This window comes from Chitinophagales bacterium (assembly GCA_040877935.1).
Lineage (GTDB): Bacteria > Bacteroidota > Bacteroidia > Chitinophagales > CAIOSU01 > JBBDNB01.
Genome location: JBBDNB010000001.1, coordinates 123,354 through 138,686 on the forward strand (window position 1 = coordinate 123,354; position 15,333 = coordinate 138,686).

Annotated in this window: 19 protein-coding genes; 3 read left to right on the top strand and 16 right to left on the bottom strand. The window is 38.7% G+C overall.

Annotated features, from left to right (window positions below; all coding sequences use genetic code 11):
• Positions 1 to 18: 18 nt before the first annotated feature.
• The 15 genes from WD048_00600 to WD048_00670 all read right to left on the bottom strand — a co-directional run bounded on the left by WD048_00600 (position 19) and on the right by WD048_00670 (position 12,573).
• On the bottom strand, positions 19 to 1,686 hold the full coding sequence (locus WD048_00600) for an RNA-binding domain-containing protein (protein ID MEX0810680.1): 1,668 nt from the start codon (positions 1,684 to 1,686) through the stop codon (positions 19 to 21).
• Between the two features lie 8 nt (positions 1,687 to 1,694).
• On the bottom strand, positions 1,695 to 2,324 hold the full coding sequence (locus WD048_00605; GenBank protein MEX0810681.1) for a hypothetical protein: 630 nt from the start codon (positions 2,322 to 2,324) through the stop codon (positions 1,695 to 1,697).
• On the bottom strand, positions 2,287 to 2,922 hold the full coding sequence (locus WD048_00610; GenBank protein MEX0810682.1) for an outer membrane lipoprotein carrier protein LolA: 636 nt from the start codon (positions 2,920 to 2,922) through the stop codon (positions 2,287 to 2,289). The genes WD048_00605 and WD048_00610 overlap by 38 nt, the downstream gene beginning before the upstream one ends.
• Complete coding sequence (locus WD048_00615) at positions 2,915 to 3,685, bottom strand: polysaccharide deacetylase family protein (GenBank protein ID MEX0810683.1); 771 nt, start codon at positions 3,683 to 3,685, stop codon at positions 2,915 to 2,917. The genes WD048_00610 and WD048_00615 overlap by 8 nt, the downstream gene beginning before the upstream one ends.
• An 11-nt stretch (positions 3,686 to 3,696) precedes the next feature.
• Positions 3,697 to 4,764, bottom strand: coding sequence for a beta-ketoacyl synthase chain length factor (locus tag WD048_00620; protein ID MEX0810684.1), 1,068 nt, complete (start codon positions 4,762 to 4,764; stop codon positions 3,697 to 3,699).
• A 3-nt stretch (positions 4,765 to 4,767) separates the two neighbouring features.
• On the bottom strand, positions 4,768 to 5,982 hold the full coding sequence (locus WD048_00625; protein MEX0810685.1) for a beta-ketoacyl-[acyl-carrier-protein] synthase family protein: 1,215 nt from the start codon (positions 5,980 to 5,982) through the stop codon (positions 4,768 to 4,770).
• An 8-nt stretch (positions 5,983 to 5,990) separates the two neighbouring features.
• Complete coding sequence (locus WD048_00630) at positions 5,991 to 6,248, bottom strand: phosphopantetheine-binding protein (protein MEX0810686.1); 258 nt, start codon at positions 6,246 to 6,248, stop codon at positions 5,991 to 5,993.
• Between the two features lie 4 nt (positions 6,249 to 6,252).
• Entirely contained in the window at positions 6,253 to 6,888 is a 636-nt protein-coding gene (locus WD048_00635; protein ID MEX0810687.1) for a hypothetical protein, read from the bottom strand.
• A complete protein-coding gene (locus tag WD048_00640; protein ID MEX0810688.1) occupies positions 6,885 to 8,006 on the bottom strand; it encodes a beta-ketoacyl synthase N-terminal-like domain-containing protein in 1,122 nt (373 codons plus the stop codon). Before WD048_00640 ends, WD048_00635 begins: the two co-directional genes overlap by 4 nt.
• A gap of 72 nt (positions 8,007 to 8,078) precedes the next feature.
• On the bottom strand, positions 8,079 to 8,507 hold the full coding sequence (locus WD048_00645) for a thioesterase family protein (protein ID MEX0810689.1): 429 nt from the start codon (positions 8,505 to 8,507) through the stop codon (positions 8,079 to 8,081).
• A gap of 1 nt (position 8,508) precedes the next feature.
• Positions 8,509 to 9,789, bottom strand: a complete 1,281-nt coding sequence (locus WD048_00650) for an ABC transporter permease (GenBank protein MEX0810690.1) — start codon at positions 9,787 to 9,789, stop codon at positions 8,509 to 8,511.
• Positions 9,789 to 10,523: an ABC transporter ATP-binding protein gene (locus WD048_00655; GenBank protein MEX0810691.1), complete on the bottom strand. Its 735-nt coding sequence runs from the start codon at positions 10,521 to 10,523 to the stop codon at positions 9,789 to 9,791. The genes WD048_00650 and WD048_00655 overlap by 1 nt, the downstream gene beginning before the upstream one ends.
• A 1-nt stretch (position 10,524) precedes the next feature.
• Positions 10,525 to 11,523, bottom strand: coding sequence for a BtrH N-terminal domain-containing protein (locus WD048_00660; protein ID MEX0810692.1), 999 nt, complete (start codon positions 11,521 to 11,523; stop codon positions 10,525 to 10,527).
• 16 nt (positions 11,524 to 11,539) lie between these two features.
• Positions 11,540 to 11,941, bottom strand: a complete 402-nt coding sequence (locus WD048_00665; GenBank protein MEX0810693.1) for a hypothetical protein — start codon at positions 11,939 to 11,941, stop codon at positions 11,540 to 11,542.
• A 164-nt stretch (positions 11,942 to 12,105) separates the two neighbouring features.
• On the bottom strand, positions 12,106 to 12,573 hold the full coding sequence (locus WD048_00670; GenBank protein ID MEX0810694.1) for a hypothetical protein: 468 nt from the start codon (positions 12,571 to 12,573) through the stop codon (positions 12,106 to 12,108).
• A gap of 186 nt (positions 12,574 to 12,759) precedes the next feature.
• On the opposite strand from WD048_00670, the gene WD048_00675 reads away from it, so the two are divergent.
• Positions 12,760 to 13,185 carry an OsmC family protein gene (locus tag WD048_00675; GenBank protein ID MEX0810695.1) on the top strand — a complete coding sequence of 142 codons (426 nt, stop codon included), beginning with the start codon at positions 12,760 to 12,762 and terminating at the stop codon, positions 13,183 to 13,185.
• Positions 13,186 to 13,223: 38 nt separating this feature from the next.
• On the opposite strand, the gene WD048_00680 is transcribed toward WD048_00675, so the two are convergent.
• Positions 13,224 to 13,400, bottom strand: coding sequence for a DUF6435 family protein (locus WD048_00680; GenBank protein MEX0810696.1), 177 nt, complete (start codon positions 13,398 to 13,400; stop codon positions 13,224 to 13,226).
• Between the two features lie 202 nt (positions 13,401 to 13,602).
• Here WD048_00680 and WD048_00685 point away from each other — a divergent pair, with 202 nt between their 5' ends.
• Together WD048_00685 and WD048_00690 are read left to right on the top strand one after the other, a co-directional pair.
• The gene (locus WD048_00685; GenBank protein ID MEX0810697.1) at positions 13,603 to 14,280 is read left to right on the top strand and encodes a response regulator transcription factor; all 678 of its coding nucleotides are present in this window, start codon (positions 13,603 to 13,605) and stop codon (positions 14,278 to 14,280) included.
• 2 nt (positions 14,281 to 14,282) lie between these two features.
• Positions 14,283 to 15,326: an ATP-binding protein gene (locus tag WD048_00690; GenBank protein MEX0810698.1), complete on the top strand. Its 1,044-nt coding sequence runs from the start codon at positions 14,283 to 14,285 to the stop codon at positions 15,324 to 15,326.
• Positions 15,327 to 15,333 lie beyond the last annotated feature (7 nt).

The following is a 15,333-nucleotide window of genomic DNA, read 5'->3' on the forward strand; positions in this document are numbered from 1 at the left end:
GATTTTTCAAACAAGATTTTAGATGTTTTTTTGCCATATTGGTTTTCTTGTAGTTCCTTTGTTTACAATGGTTTTACCCCTTTTATGCATGGTATAAAGTAAATTTCTCACCTTGTTTTCTTTCTGATGTTTATCTAAAACATTTGGAAGTATATCTAAAATAAGATTGTCTATATCTTTTTTTGAAGCAGAGCCATATTCCCCTAAGTATGATATTATCATGTCTTTATAATGTTGATCTTTAAAACCACGGTTCTTGACATAATCAGCTTTCTGGCCGGTTATTTCAGCAATACTTGAAGAAATATGAAAATTAGGTTTTCTTCCCTCAATTAATTTCTTTCTTCTTAACAGTTTTATTGCATCATTTGTAAGTGGTAGGTTCTTTTGTACTTTGTCTAAAAGAACAACTTCTGTTAAGCTCAACTCATCTTTCTTTTCGATCAAAAGTTTTGAATAATTTTCATCAATGGCTTGACCATAAATTTCAAGAACGACTTTATCATTAGTGGACTTGGTATAATCAGGAAGAGGAAAAAAGCGATTTCTTTGTTCTATATACATCCTGTGAATACCATAACCCATAGTGTCGATCATATTTAGATTGACCATAGCATTTACTAAGCATTTGTTTCTGTATTTTTCCGGGGTTTTTTCCCCTGAAGAATAATCTTCAGCACTACCTTCAAAAAATCTACCTGCATTTGTAAATATCAATTTATTAGCTTTTTCGGTTAAAATTATTCTTGAATTTTTACTATAATCCTGATGAGCTATACAGTTGTTGAGTGCTTCTAAAATTACTTTAGTATTATATTTTATAACTTCAGTTGATAATAGCGAGTTGTTTGGGAAAAATTTGTATTTGACATTTCTGATCTGCTTTAAAACCTTATTGATTGATAGAAACAAGGGCATTTCAAAATGATCATATGCCTGTTCCTCTACAGTATCTAATTTCCATGTGATCTGTGAGACAGCCGGGGAGATTAAATAGGCCGATTCAGGCTTTCCTAAGAGAATGAGTGCGGTATTGGTGATTTTTCCGCCTATAGTGATTTTTGCTTTATCTAAAAAGGTAAGCGCATTCCAAGTATCAATTTCTTTATAAAGTGAAGAACCTGCTTTCTTTTCTTTGAATTTTTCTTTAGCAAGTTGAATTGCTTTTTCGTCTAAATCATTAACTGTTGCTTTTTCGATAATGTTGGCTGACCAGTCAATCTCAGAATTATAAATTGCTCTGTTGAAATCAGGATATTTTTTTAGTTCTGTAAGACTACTGTTAAATCTAATATAAGCCTGGGTTTTAAAATTTGTTGGTTCACCTTTAGCAGCGGGGATTTTAAAAACCTCTATATGTTTATTTTGGTAATTACATTCAAAATGTTGAAACCTGACCGATGGAGTTAAAAGCCTTCTTATCCATAATTCAAGTTCCTCGTTACCCTCTTTTAGGTGTTTAAATCTATAAGGTGTTCCAATTACTTGATGGGTTTCGTCTTGTATTCCAAAAACTATATAGCCATAATCCTGATTTTCAATACAAGCAGCATTTGAAATGGCAAAGATGTATTTACCTAAGCGTTCATTCGAGGTTGCTTTACCTGATTTAAACTCTACCCATTCATTTTCCTTAGGTAGTTTAATTAATTTATCGACTAATGAGATTAGCTCTTGTGTATGCATTGTTCAATTTACTTTAACAAACCCAATCGAATATCGATTTTTTTATCCAAATGCCTGAGCTGTATTTCTGATGCAGACTTGAAGCGATATTTTTTGATTTCGATCACCACTTTTTTCTTGCGTTTTTTAAACTGCTCTATGCGTTTTAGCGCACCATCATTATTTACAAAATAGAACTGAGTGAGCTTTCCTGTTTTGTGGCGAAACACATAATTTCCAGTGTCTGGATTGTGAAATGATTCCAGTTGCGACAGATCCACATTACTCATCAGCAGCAATTGAAAATCATTTTTGATAACCTCTACCAATGCAGGTCGATTCATCTTATCCATGATTTTATGGACTTTAAAATCAGTGCCATCAAATCCAAAATCGAAGAATTTCAAACCCAGGTAGCTGGTGAGTATAACACGATAACTGCTATCTGGCATTTGACGGATGGCCAAAATCCCCGAAACTTTTTCGCCATAAAGCAGTGCATTGCTTTTGTATATATAGGCGTGTTTTCTTTCGAAAAGTTTATTGAGTTCAGGAGCTGAATCGGTTCTTGCCAGTTGGCTGTATTCTTTAGTGGCACAACTGCTGCTCAGAAAAAGCAGGCTAATCAGCAGAAAAGGCAGCATCGGGAATCGTGGCATTCAGAGTTTTTTCCGAAAATACGATTTTTGTATAGTCTCCGCTCATTTCATTCATTTGAATATGCTGTAATTGCAATTCCTGGCGATCGAAAAACAATTCAATATTTTCAAGAAAATCTGCCATTTGACTTTCTACCGGAACTAAAACAACTTTATACATTTCCCCATTTTCAAAAAAAGTGGCTTTGTAATCACCACTCTCAAAGAAATTACCCGTCACCAGGTTGATCATCATATTGTTGATGGCAGAAAATGCCTGGTTGCTGCTGATATCGTATTCTTTCAATTGCCCTTCATCATTGATCAGCATTTTATCCCCTTTTCTTAAGATGATGTATTCATAAGGAGTTTGATATTCCCACTTGAGATAATCAGGTGCTTTAAACAAAAATTTGCCCTTGCTTTCTATTTCATCTTCCAATACATCGAGGTATTTGTACTGGGTAAAAAGGCTTTTGATACTCTTGATGCTTTTGCTGCTCTTTTCAATTTCTGCCTGTATTTGTTTTTGATCTTTCACACGTGTAAAATCAGTTTGGGCATAAAGCATTTCAAAGCAGAGAAGAGAGATCAGGAAAATGAAAATATATTTAATCATAGGGCTTAAGATTTAAGAGTTGATCAGGCGAAAGTACCTTGTATCCATTGTCAGATATCTCTTCCAAAGTTTGTTCCAAAATTTGAGCTATGCGCTCATGACTGTCGTGAAATAACACGATTCCCCCCGGATGCAGATTTGAAATTACTTTATTGCTGACACTTTCGGTGTTTTTATTTACGGTATCCATTGAGCGGATGCTCCAGCCAATGGCCTTGTAGTTTTTTCTTTGCACCGTTTTTTTCACAGCAGGATTTGTGATACCGTATGGCGGGCGAAAAAAAATGGGTTTTTTGCCGATCAACTTTTCAATCAGTGCATCGGTCTTGTCGGTTTCTGCAATCATCCCTTTTGCATTTAAAAAATCAAAAAAATACCCGTGCCCATAGCTGTGGTTGCCAATAATATGTCCCGAGGCATGTATCTGCTTCAGTATTTCAGGGTGCTTTTCAATATTTTCGCCAATACAAAAAAAGGCGGCTTTAACTTTGTGCTTTTCAAGAATATCCAAAACCCGGGGCGTGTATTCCGTAGGGCCGTCATCAAATGTAATGGCTACATATTTCTGATCGGCATCTGCCTTGTTGAAGGTTTTGAAATGAAAATGCAGTTGGATATCCCAGGAACCATAGCCAACTACCAGCAAATAGACCAGCGCAAAGGCAGGCAAAAAAAATACACTTAATCCCTGAAAATAAACAGCCCAAAGCAGGACTATGCCCAGGAGCAAAAAAAGAAAATTGGTTTTGTGATAAGGAGCCATAACATATCAATTTATGACACTGCTGACATTAAAATTAGGCTGTGATTCTGGGCATAATAATGATTGTAAATTAAAATATTTTTGACCTGGGGTATAACCTTGCCCTTGTGTATTACATACTCAGGCACAGTATTATGTTGCAACATTTTTGCAGCCAACCAGTTTGCAAATGCCCCGACAGAGTGATATTCTCCGCATAAGTGTTTGAAATAGCCAATTGTATCTATTCCCAGATTAGCAGCCATTTCATAGTAAAGATGATCTTGTCTGTTGTCTCCATTTAAGCCGCATAGCAGCAAATCGATATCAGAAAATTCAAGTCCTGCATTTTTCAGCAATAGATTTGCCTTATCTGATACTTCAGTAATTGCTTCAGGTTTATAAATCAGTTGAGCTCCTTTGAAAATGGCCTTGCTATGGTCTGATTTTTTATTGCTTAAAACAAAAAAAGCTGCCCCTTCTCCCAAAATACTACCACTGCTATCATGATTCAGCAAATTGAGATTATTCACCTCTGTATCCTTTTTCCAATATCCGAGCCTGCCTGTTGTTAAAAAATAATTATGAGTTGCTTCATCAACTGCTCCTACAAGAACATTTTCCGCAGTGCCTTCCCCCAGCATCATGAGCGCATCAAAAAGTGCATTTTCATATGAAAAGCCCCTGTGGGCATAAGTAAAATTGTAGTTCATGCATTTATTGAGCAAAGCTATCTGTCCACCTACTGTGTTGTGGGTAGATTGGATAAACGCGGTAGGATTGAGCAATTCTTCTTTATTTTCAAGAATTGAGGTGAGAAATTTTTCGGTATCTTCCAGACACCCCATTGCAGTTCCGGAAATTATGGCATCGGGATTGCTGATACCAGCTTCCTTCAATGCACGGTTTGCTGTAGCAATACCCATCCTCACAATATGCTTCATTCTGCGCAGTCGAATGGGGCTGATGTATTTTTTGTACTCCGGTTTTTCTATCAATATATGATTGCTCACTTTTTCAATAGGTGTAAAAGGAAAAACTTCCTCAAATGTCGGTTGAGGCGAAATACAAGCACTTCCATTGATATATATGTTTTGCATGGATTATATTCTTGAAAAGATCAAAGTAGAATTATTTCCTCCAAAACCAAAGGAATTGGATAAAACGTGATCAATTTTTCTATCGGTAATCAATTCTTTTTCGGGACTGATTCCAATTTCTTCCATTGGGGTTTTAAAATTCAGATTGGGATAGATCAACTGTTTTTCCAGCGCCAGGATTGAAAAAACAGCTTCCAGTCCCCCGGCAGCACCCAGCGTATGACCCGTCAGTGCTTTTGTAGAACTGAAAGGCGGCAGCTTATTATCAAAAATCCTCAACATGGCCTTTCCTTCACTCAGATCATTGTTCCCGGTTCCTGTCCCATGCACATTTACATAACTTATTTGCCCGGCCTGCAGTCCTCCCATTTCCAGCGCTTTTTTCATGGCCATCCATGCACCGTCCCCTTCAGGCGATGAGGCGGTTTGATGAAAAGCATCATTGGTATTGGCATAGCCACTCAGCTTGCAATAGGCTTTTTTGTTTTGTTTGGCAAAAAGTGCTTCTGATTCCAGAACAATAAATCCAGCTCCCTCTCCCAAATTCAGTCCTTCCCGGCTGTTGTCAAAAGGGCGACAATGCGCGCGGTCAAGTATCTTCAGAGAATTGAAACCATTGAGCGTAAATTTGGAAAGCGCATCGGTTCCACCTACTACTGCACGATCGATAATGCCATTTTTAATCAGGCGTGCACCCAGCATTATGGAATTTGCAGAAGACGAACAAGCTGTGCTAATGGTGGCGATATAGTCTTTTATTGAAAAATAATCTGCAAGGTCTTCGGTACTTGCACCACAATCGTGCTTGTCTATATAATAGACAAATTCGCCTTCTTTTTCCAGGTTGAGAAAATTGGGATATTGTTGTTCGGTCACGTCCATTCCACCAACTGTATTGGCAGAAATCAACCCGGTGCGAATACTTTTGTCCTTTGTGTTTTCAATACCTGCATCTTCCAGGGCTTCCTTCACTGCAAACATGGCTATCAATGTAGTGCGGGTGAATTTTTCAGCTTTGCTGAAACCGAAAAGCTCCTGCAATTCTGCATTGTGGTGTTTTATTTCGCACACAGGAATTTCGCCCTTGTGAATGGTATCCAAAACCGTAATGGAGCCAATTCCCGAACGGCTGTTTTTTAATGCCTCCAGGGTTTCAGGAACATCTTTTCCTATAGAAGAAAAAGCGCCTATTCCGGTAACAAAAATATTCTGGGACATCAAGCAGTTCAGGCTTTTTTCTTTTTCTCAATAAACTCGGCAATGCTGCGGATAGATTGGAAAATCTCCCTTCCCTCTTTGGGATTTTCAATACGCAGGCCGTATTCTTTTTCAAGCAGTACGATCAGTTCAAGTGAATCAATTGAATCAAGACCAAGCCCTTCACCAAAGAGCGGTTCATCGGCATCCAAATCGGCAGGTTCTATATCCTCAAGGTTCAATGCCTCTATAATTTGCACTTTGAGTTTTTCTATTAATGCTTCCATATTATTAGTTTGTAAATAATTTTTTTAATGTGTTTTTTTCAAAAGGAAGGGAATGTTCCGTGTTTTTGTTTTTTTCAATGCAAAGTAAGTGAGTCGAGTAATCATTTTCAAAAAAATCTCCCCACCCCCCGATAATGCATTCGGTTTGACCGCTTAAAAATAAGTTATTACAGTAATTATAAAACTGTTCTGCATCAAAATTTTCCTGCACCAGGCATGCATTTTCACCTTTGATTTTGTGCCTTATCGCAATTTCACCAAGCATGATATTGGGCAAAGTATATACAAATACCGCTGGACTGGGAAAATAATCGAGTTTGTTTTGAATGCTTTTTTGATGTTGTACATCTGTTTGAAGTGATGCGTGTTTGTTGCACAATACTAAAGCAATAGCATCGGATGGATATTTTTCATTTACAGGATACACCTGCTGCAGTTGCTCAAAACAAAGCAAAGCCAACTTACACAGGGCATCCATTTTGTAAAATTTTGGATAATTCATTTCCAGATGCCTGTAAAATTCTTTGAGGAAAGCAGATGCTTTTAAAAGCTTTGAGCGAAAAACACACTCTCCATTCAGCCTTACTTCAGCATTTTCTATACTGCAATATTGGGTGATATGGTATTTTTCAGCACTCATGATTTTATAAATAAAGCCGCAGCATTACAACCACCAAAACCCGATGCTGTTTTTAAAGCAGTATTAATTTTACCTTCAAAAGCTTTGCTGCTAATATTGATGGGGACACTTACACCCGAATTTTCAAAACCTTTGGTTCCGGGGGCTTTATTTTGTCGCATTGATTCCAGCAAAATGCAGGATTCTACCAATCCGGCTGCTCCCAGGGTATGTCCTGCATAGCCTTTTATACTGTGCATGGGAACTTCATTCAATTGGCAGGACTGCAATGCCAAAGCTTCCATTTCATCATTATAAAGAGTGGCTGTGCCGTGGCTTGAAATAAAATCCACTTTTTCTTCACTGCCTGTTTTTTGCAATGTTTTTTTGATGGCAATACTTAAGCCATCACCTGTTCTTGATGGCCCTGAAATGTGATTGGCATCATTGGATGTTGCCGAAGCAGCCATAAGAATATCAGACTCTATTTTTCTGCTCAATACAATTGTAGCCGCACCTTCACCCAGACTGATGCCTTTTCTGTTTTTGTCAAAGGGACGGCATGCTTCATCGCTGATAGCTTTGAGCGCATAAAAACCGGATAAGGTGAAATGACTCACCAAATCACCGCCAAATACCACTGCATGTTCGTATTGTTTGTTCTGGAGCAATTGATGGGCGGTTTGCAAAGCCAAAACACCTGATATACAGGCATTGGAAATGAGCCAGGGCTTGTTGGGATTTTTGAAATATTCAGCGATAAACTCAGCCATTTTTCCAGGGCGTTCACGTCCTTTAAGACTCTCGGGGCAATGCTCCAAAAGGTCAATATTGCCTTTGGTAGTAGCGCCAACAAATATTACTGAAGGATCTGAGAGGTCGATATCCAAACTTGCAGTGGCTTCCTCTATGGATTCGATAATAAGTTTTTCAAGTGCTGTGCTTTCAGCTCGTGTTTCATATTCGGGATAATTATCCCATCTGGCAGCCTGGAAGGCTTCGGGTAAAATACTGCTGTCATTGAAATGCCGAATGCCGCTTTCTCCGGCAATCATTTTCTTCCAATTTTCTTCAGTATTGTTTCCCAGGGGCAGTTTGCAATGGTCGGAAATAATAAATGTAGCCTGTGCTTTTTTCATGCTCTGATTGCAAAATTACGGAATTAAAGGCAATGGCTTTTCTCTTAATTGAAATAGCAGAAGAATGTATTGTTAATCCAGCAAATTCCAACGCTTTTTCCATTTCACATAAAATTCCGGATTCGTGAGCACCAATTCACCGTCTTTATCGGTAAATACCTGAAGGGTTTCACCCGTAGCTGCCAACTTTCCCGTATCAATATTGTAAATGCGGAATTTAAAATGAATTTTAGCTGCGGCTTCATCTATAAATTCTGTTTCTATTCGGATTTTATCACCATAGCGCAATTTACATTTGTGCTCGCATACTGTTTTCACAATTGGGGTAATATAGCCCAGATCATGAATTTTCAACCAGTTGAGATCATATTTTTCGCCAAAACTGTCCCTGCCATCTTCAAAAAATTTGATGTAATTGCCATGCCAAACCATACCCAGGGCATCGGTTTCGCTAAAGCGTATGCGTATTGTTTTTTGATCGATTAGTTTTTCTTTGCTCATATCAAACTGCTGCTTTTCTTCGCTCTATTAACATAGAAAGCCCAAAAGTGATGAAAAAAAACAGCAAAGATGCCATAACAAGCGGAAAGATATCAGGGAATTGTCCGCCCCTCAGGAAAAGCGTATTGAAAGCTTCAAGCCCCCAATTAAGTGGAGAAATTCTACCAATGATCTGCAAAGCAGGTGGCATAATATAAAGCGGCACCCAAACCCCACCAATAGCAGCGAGCAATACTACCGATACCGAACCAAAAGTGGCCGCTTGTTGGTGGGTGTTGAACACGGTTCCAGTAAGAATTCCAAAACCGGTGGCAGCCAGACAGGAACTAATAGCCACAGATAATATTGCAAAATAGGCATTGCCAATGACCAGTGCAGGCAAACCTAGCAGTGGCAGAAAATATTTACCGAGCAAAAGCATCAACAACAATTGCAGAATGCCCACCAGCAAATAGGCTACAATTTTTCCAATCATAAGAAACAAAGGAGAGCTCAAAATAGTCATCAGGCGCTGGGTGGTGCCATCGTTCTTTTCCTTGATCATATTGCCGGCCATCGGGATCACAATAAAAAAGAGTGCAAAAAGCGTCCAGGCAGGCACGTTGTGCTGTACAGAATTCGATTCCAGTTTTGCCAATTCTGCATCTCCGGCATAAATTTCTTTTATACCAATAAAAGGCTCCATTTGCAGCTCAAGCTTTGGGTCGCCCTCTCCTATTTCCATCATTCTGGCGCTGAGTTTGTCCAAAAGATTTTGTGATTCAATGGCAGAAGCAAAGCGGCCTATAGCATTGACAATGGCATTTTTAAAAGATCTTTTTGTAGCAGGGTCTATAAAAACTTCAATCCAAAGAGAATCAGCGGCACGTGTAGTATCCGCTGATGGTGGCAATCCCAGTGGTCCAAGTGCATCATTCAGCAGTTGGTTGGTTTTGTGGTCTAATATTTCAGTAGCATGAGGCGGAATATAAATACCAATTTGGTCTTTGCCACTGCTGATCTGCTTTTCAAGATTGGCTTTGCTGTCTTCTTTAGGCTTTTGCAATTGAAAAACACCAGTATTCTGCAACCCCTGCTCGATTTTTCCCCCGGTATTTCCCAGGTCTTTATTCAGAAACAACATTTCTATTTTTGTTTCCTGAAAATCCTTGAAAGGCGCATCCTGTATCAGTGCCATGATAATGGTAAGCGAAATAGGCATGATGAAAAGTATGGACAAACCAGCTTTGTCGCGGCTCAGTACCAGAATTTCCTTCCATATGGATGCCCGGAGTTTTCTCATCAGTCGCGCAGTTTTTTCCCGGTCAGTTTAATAAAAATACCTTCTAGGTCTGTACAATCAGTATGTTGTTCAAGCAATTCAGAAGGTTTTCCCTCGATAATAATTTCCCCTGTTTCAATAATTCCAACACGGTGGCAGATTTTTTCAGCCTCTTCCATATAATGCGAAGTGTAAATAATAGTGGTGCCGGCACGGTTCAGTTCCTGTAAAAATTCAAGGATCACTTTTTTCGACTGAACATCGATTCCCACAGTAGGTTCATCCAGAAAAAGAATTTTGGGGCGGTGCAAAACAGCCGCCAACAGATTAATTCTGCGCTTCATGCCACCAGAATAGTTTTTGAGCAAATGATCTGCTTTTTCAGCAAGCCCGAAACGAGCAAGAAGACGTTGAATTTCAGGTTTGATAACTTTGGAATCCAGCCCGTACATAGCTGCAAAATATCGAAGGTTTTCTTTTCCGCTAAGGCTCTCAAACAGCGCTATATCCTGAGGTACTACGCCTATATGTTTTTTCAGATCGAAATCAGCATCATCGAAATAGGTAATTTTTCCTGCATTGGCTTTTAACAAGCCGCAAAGAATGGAAAGTGTTGTGGTTTTACCTGCTCCATTGGGGCCGAGCAAGCCATATATCTCACCGGCTTTTATTTCCAGATTGAGTCCATTGAGCGCTTTGTTATCAGTGCCCCGGTATTGTTTTTCAAGTGCTTCGATTTTAATTGCGCTGTTCAAATCAAAACATTTTCAATAGTTTTTTGAATAGGGCTTCTTCGCGCTCGGCACATTCAAACATGATTTCAGACAATGCAGCATAGGAATCGGTATCTGCTTTTCTTCCCTTGCAGATTCTTCCGGCAGAAAAAGCAAAATCGCGCCATCGATCACCGATTTTAGTCATCTCCAGCGAGTCTTCTTTGAGTTCGGGCATATTGAGATATTCGGCAGCTTCCTGCAAAAATGCAGCAAAAATAAAACGGAAACCCGCACCACCTGTTCCTATTTCTTCCTGCATCCTTATGATCTGCCCAAGATAGAGTATGGCTTTTCTGTCGCCCAGTTTATCGGGCCATTTGGGCAATCTTTTAGCTACGTAGCGAATGCCATTTACAGCAAAAATAGGAACGGGAATAGTGGCCATATCACTGGCTGTTTTTCGAATGCCCTTTCTAATGCCTTCACTCAGGTCAATATTTTGAGGAACATAAGTGGGATAGTACATTCGCCCGCTTGTACTGGGCATTCCTTTTGCAAAGCGCGCCCGAATCAAATCTTCACGTTCTATTTCGGTAGGCTCGTTCATCACCGGGTCGCTGATCAGGTATTTATTGCCTTCCTTTCCAAATGCAACTACATTGTGCGCATTAAAATGAAAACGAAATGCTTTGGGCAAATAGGGCAGGTAAAAAACACTGGTGAGCATTCCCACAGGTTGGCCGCGTTCCAATTCCTCATCCAGGTGTCTCATGGCTTTTTCCTTATTGCTGAATTTCTCCCTTTTGACTTTTATGCCCAATCTTTTAGACAATCGCTTAAAAACATGGCCGGGCAGAATACGATAGGATGTTGCCGGAATGCCATTCAGTTTTATGAATGGAAAATGACTGTAAAACAAACCCGAGCCAATGCCAAAAACCATGGGCTCGCTGAGCTTTAGTCCGTGAAAGTTTAGAAGGTTGGAAACAGCGCCATTTTCGCAATGTGCAGCCTGCTGGTGTTCAAAATCTATTTTCATTATAAGCAGAGCCCTCTTACTCCTGGATGTTTAGTAATTCTTTAACGCTGATATTGAATATACGTGCGTATTTTTCGTGTGTACTTGCTTTCAGGCCTGCAAATACTTTTGGTTTCAAATGCCGCTTTACCCGCCACTTGGCAATGCCCATATAATCTGAAAGCAGTCCGGGATCCATCAGGTTTTTGATCATGTAGTAGTACAACGGACTTTTTTCACCGGCCTTTACAGCATCGTGGGCTTCTTTTACCCGGGCTCCAATTTCATCCCAGGCTTGTTCCAGTGCAACATTTTCAGGTTCCCAGCCTACGCTGTTGACTTTTACATAATTGCCATTGTCATCCAGTGCATATTTCACCACCTGGAATTTGCCTTCCAGTAGATTTGCATCGTCTTGTGGTACTTCTTTCTTTTTCATGTGTTTAAAATTTTTCTGCAAGCTCCAAAAATGCAGAAAAATTTCTGCATTCATGCCTGCCCGACTAAAGTCATGCAGGCGGGGAACCGCTTCGCTCTCACATGAAAAATTTTAATCATCCTCATGTATGAATAAATGATTAAAATTTATTCATGTTCGTTTCATTATTGTTCCTCCTCCATTTGATCCTGAAGAAAAATATTCATTTCGCATTTTAAGCATTCTGTTCCAGACTGAAAAATACGCCCTTCAATCACATTTATTTGACCTATTCGGTGCATAACAACAATTTGGGTACGAATAGTTTTGTTGGCCTGGGGCAAAAAATTGAGTTGCAGTTTTTTTACAGACCCAATATAGCCCACAGGAGATGTTCCCGATGTTTTATCCTCTGAACCTTGTTTTAATAACTCAGAAAAACTATATCCTGATCGCAAAGCAGCAGTTTGCGCAATGTTCTCCAACATACCCGCTACCTGGAATTTATTGTTTTCTACAAACAGATTTTCATCCCCAGGAGTAAAGCCGCTGCTACTTTCGGATTCATTTTGTTCCAAAAGCGTATCCACCATTACAAATGGAGGTCCTTGTGGCAAAAATGCAGCAATTTCTCCTTTTTCAATTAGACTCATGACTGATGCGTATAGAGCAACAAAGCTAAGGCTTTTTTTGGCTTGATGAATTTGATATTCAAGAATTTGAAGTGCTGTAAAAAATCGAAAACAGAATATATTGGACTAAGTAAACTTTATTTCCTTTTAATTGTAAGTAGTTTGAGAAGAGCATGACAATAAATTCATAAATAAAAACGAAAAATTATGCCGACAAGAAAAGCACAAGCACAATGGAATGGAGGATTGAAAAATGGAAAAGGAAACATGAAATTTGAAAGTGGTGCCTTTTCCGGACAATACTCTTTTTCTTCAAGATTTGAAGATGGAACAGGAACCAACCCGGAAGAATTGATTGCAGCAGCGCATGCAGGTTGTTTTTCAATGGCACTTTCTGCTGAACTTGAAAAAGCAGATTTCAATCCAAAATCGGTAAGTACCCAGGCACATGTAAAGCTCGAAAAGCAGGGTGAGGGATTTGGAATTAGCAATATAAAATTGGTATCGGAAGCTGAAATTCCTGAAATTGACAATGACAAATTTCAGGAACTGGCCAATGGTGCTAAGAAAAACTGCCCGGTATCGCAAGCACTAAAAAGTGTAAATATTGAACTTGAGGCTACTTTGAAATAGCACTTGATGCATTTATTAGATAAGTGGAGAAGAGGTGATTAGTTTTTTCTGACTTTTAGCTTCAGGATCTCATCCATTAATAGTTCTGATTCTGCTATTATTTTGGCATAGCCTTTAATGTCTCCCGATCGTTGAACATTTCTCGCTTTTTCAAGCAATTGGTCGTATTCTTTTTGTTTTTTCTTAATCGGGTCGCTTTTGAAAAATCCAAACATTTTATCGTTTGGTGTTCAACAATGGTTTTCTGTAAATGTTTGATTTTAAATTCAATCTTTCGGTTTTATTAAATAAATTTATAGGCTTCAGGCATTTTCTCTATTGCGAGAATAATTCAATCTATTAATGCATTCTTAACAATGATTTAATAAACGATGGCTAGAGTAGAGCTTACCTTTGTATTGACAAAAACCAAAAAAAATGGCCACCTCAATTAAAATTTTATTGGTTGACGATGAACCCGATATACTGGAGTTTATGCAGTACAACCTAGAAAAGGAAGGCTACAATATCTATACAGCGGAAAATGGCAGGGATGCCATCAAAATTGCAGAAGATATTAATCCCCAATTGATTATTCTTGATATAATGATGCCCGTAATGGATGGCATAGAGACTTGCCGTGAATTGCGTGCTATTCCGAAGTTGAAAAACACCATTATAAGCTTTCTTACTGCCAGGAATGAGGATTATTCCCAAATTGCGGGTTTTGATGTAGGTGCAGATGATTATATAACAAAACCCATCAAGCCCAGAGTTTTGATCAGTAGGATAAAAGCCTTATTGCGCAGATTCTCCGATGACTCCCTTACAACAAAAATTACTGTTGGAGAACTTACTATTGACCGGGAAAAATATATCGTTTATCATAAAGATGAAGTTTTAAATTTGCCCAAAAAAGAATTTGAATTGCTTTCCCTGCTGATCTCAAAACCCGGAAAGGTATTTTCACGCAAAGAGATTTTGAGCAAAATCTGGGGCAATGAAATTATTGTGGGCGACAGAACTATTGATGTGCATATCCGCAAATTGCGTGAGAAATTATCTGACGATTATTTTAAAACCATAAAAGGTATTGGTTATAAATTTGACTACTAAATATGAAAAATGTCAGTTCCGGCCAAATCGCTTTTACCGTTTCTTCAATACTGGCCTTGCTCACTTTTTTGTTGTCTGGAGTATTGTTTGTTCTCAGTGGTGATTTTTATAAAATACTTGCCCTTTTTCTAATTCCTATTGTAGTATATGCACTATCCTATTTGTTGCTAAAATACTTTATAGACAAATTTATTTACCGAAAAATAAAACTGATCTACAAAACCATACACAGTCTTAAAACAGCAAAGAGCAAGGTGCAGCCACTAGAACTCAATGCTGATTTGTTGGAAGGAGTTGAAAAAGAAGTAATAGAATGGTCAAAAGGCAAAACACAAGAAATACAACAGCTTAAAGATATTTCTCGCTTTCGCAAAGAGTTTATCGGCAATGTATCACATGAGCTGAAAACTCCTATTTTTGCCATTCAGGGCTATTTGCACACTTTAATTGATGGTGGGCTGGAAGATGATAAAATCAACAAAAACTATCTATACAAAGCAAGTAAAAACCTAGATAGACTAAATAAAATTGTAGAAGATTTAGATGTAATCAACCGGTTTGAAACCAATACGCTTGTTCTGGAAAAACAGAAATTTGACATTGTAGAATTGATAAAAGATGTTTTTGATTCACTTGAAATGCAGGCTGACTTAAAAGATATTGTATTAAAGTTCAAGGATCCTGAAAACAGTCCAAAATATGTGAAGGCCGATAAAGAACAGATCAGGCAGGTAATGGTTAATTTGCTTTCCAACAGCATTAAATACGGCAAGGAAGAAGGACAAACACTGGTAGGCATTTACGATATGGACGAAAATTACCTGGTAGAAATTACCGACAATGGAATTGGCATAGCAGAAGATAATCTTGATCGCCTATTTGAACGGTTTTTCCGGGTTGATAAAAGCCGTGCGCGAGACATGGGTGGCACCGGATTGGGGCTTGCCATTGTAAAGCATATTATTGAGGCACATGGACAGGTGATCAATGTGCGCAGTAAAATTGGTGTGGGCTCTACTTTTGGATTTACACTGAAGAAAGTTTAACCGGAAT